Raw genomic sequence first — 1,642 nt, 5'->3', positions numbered from 1 at the left:
TGAGTCGGCCTTGCAGAAGTTCGTGAGGCCCCGCCTGACTTGGCGATGCAGTTTGTCGGCGGGTAAGAGAACTCCCAGAACGAATATCGATCTGATAAAGATTCTGGGAGTTTCGGAGTGGTCGCCAATGAGCACGCCTGATTTCTTTCGTAGCCGTCTGGACGCGATGATTGATCTGCGTCACCCGCTTGCCGTGTTGGCAACGAAGATGTCGTGGGCTTCAATCGAAACGACGCTTGCTCCCCTGTTTGAGCGACGCTCACGCGATGGGCGGGTGAGCGAAGCGGATGACCTGTTTGGCTCGAACTCGCTGGAACTTGCGGGTAGCGTCAGTGCGGCTGGACGTCCGCGCTTGCCTATGCGGCTGATGGTGGGTCTGCTGTACCTGAAGCACGCCTACAACGAGAGTGACGAAACGGTGTGCGAGCGCTGGGCGCAGGACGTGTACTTCCAGTTTTTCTGCGGCGAGGAGTATTTCCGGCCGCGCCTCCCGTGCGACCCGACCAACCTGGTGCGCTTTCGACAGGCGCTGGGCGAAGCCGGTGTCGAGGAGCTGCTTGCGGCGACGATCGCGGCTGCGGTGCAGATGAAGGCGGTGACGCCGGTTGAATTCGAGCGCGTGATCGTCGACACCACGGTGCAGGAGAAGGCGATTGCGTATCCGACCGACAGCCGTCTGCTTGAGGTGTCACGGGCCAGACTCGTGCAGCTGGCGCAGCGCGCCGGGTTGGCGTTGAAGCAAACCTACGAGCGCGAAGGCAAGCGGCTGCGGCGCCGCGCAGGCGGCTATGCCCATGCGAAGCAGTTCAAGCGCCTGCGTCGTGTACTCAAACGTCAGCGCACAGTCTTGGGACGGTTGCTGCGCGATATCGAACGCAAGCTGTCTGGAGCTTCGGACGAACGGCAGGCACAACTGCGTGTCTGGCTTGAGCGGGCCTGGCGCATTTGCCGCCAACGTCCAAAGGACAAGAACAAGCTCTACGCACTGCATGCGCCTGAAGTTGAATGCATTGGGAAAGGAAAGGCGCGCCAGCCCTACGAGTTCGGCGTCAAGGTGAGCCTCGCGATCACGGAGAAACAAGGGTTGATCATCGGTGCGCGGTCGTTCCTCGGCAACCCCTATGACGGCCATACGCTGGCCGAGCAACTCGAACAGAGCTCCATTCTGTTGCAGGACCTGCCCGGTACACCGCAGCCGAAGACCGTATTGGTCGATCTCGGCTTTCGCGGCGTCGACCCGGAAGTATCATCAGTACACCTTATTCATCGCGGAAAACACAGGACACTGACCAGCACACAGCGCCGCTGGCTCAAGCGACGACAGGCGATTGAACCGATCATCGGCCATGTGAAGCACGACCACGGTATGCGTCGTTGCTGGCTCAAAGGGCAAACCGGCGATGCGCTGCATGCCGTGCTGTGCGCCACGGGCTACAATCTGCGCTGGCTGTTGCGTGCGATTGTTCGCCTGGGTCTGGGGCCCATCTTTTTTATCCTCGCCTGGCTGCATTGGATCGTCAATGTGCCGTCGCATCCGCTGTTTGCGCACCGGAAACGCTTCCGGCCGCTCAACCTTCCCGCTCCGACAAAATGCCTCATCGGCGTCGTGCATCAAGCAAACTGAATTTTGCAGGGCCGACTA

At 60.5% G+C, this 1,642-nt stretch carries 1 protein-coding gene; it reads left to right on the top strand.

Features of this window, described 5'->3' with window-relative positions; all coding sequences use genetic code 11:
* Positions 1 to 127: 127 nt before the first annotated feature.
* Entirely contained in the window at positions 128 to 1,624 is a 1,497-nt protein-coding gene (locus tag M0D67_RS41950; protein ID WP_266243671.1) for an IS5 family transposase, read from the top strand.
* The last annotated feature ends 18 nt before the right edge of the window (positions 1,625 to 1,642 follow it).

It is taken from the genome of Paraburkholderia sp. SECH4, assembly GCF_030511745.1.
Lineage (GTDB): Bacteria > Pseudomonadota > Gammaproteobacteria > Burkholderiales > Burkholderiaceae > Paraburkholderia > Paraburkholderia madseniana.
The sequence above is the reverse complement of the archived record's forward strand: the minus strand, read 5'-3'. Positions and strand labels throughout refer to the sequence as shown.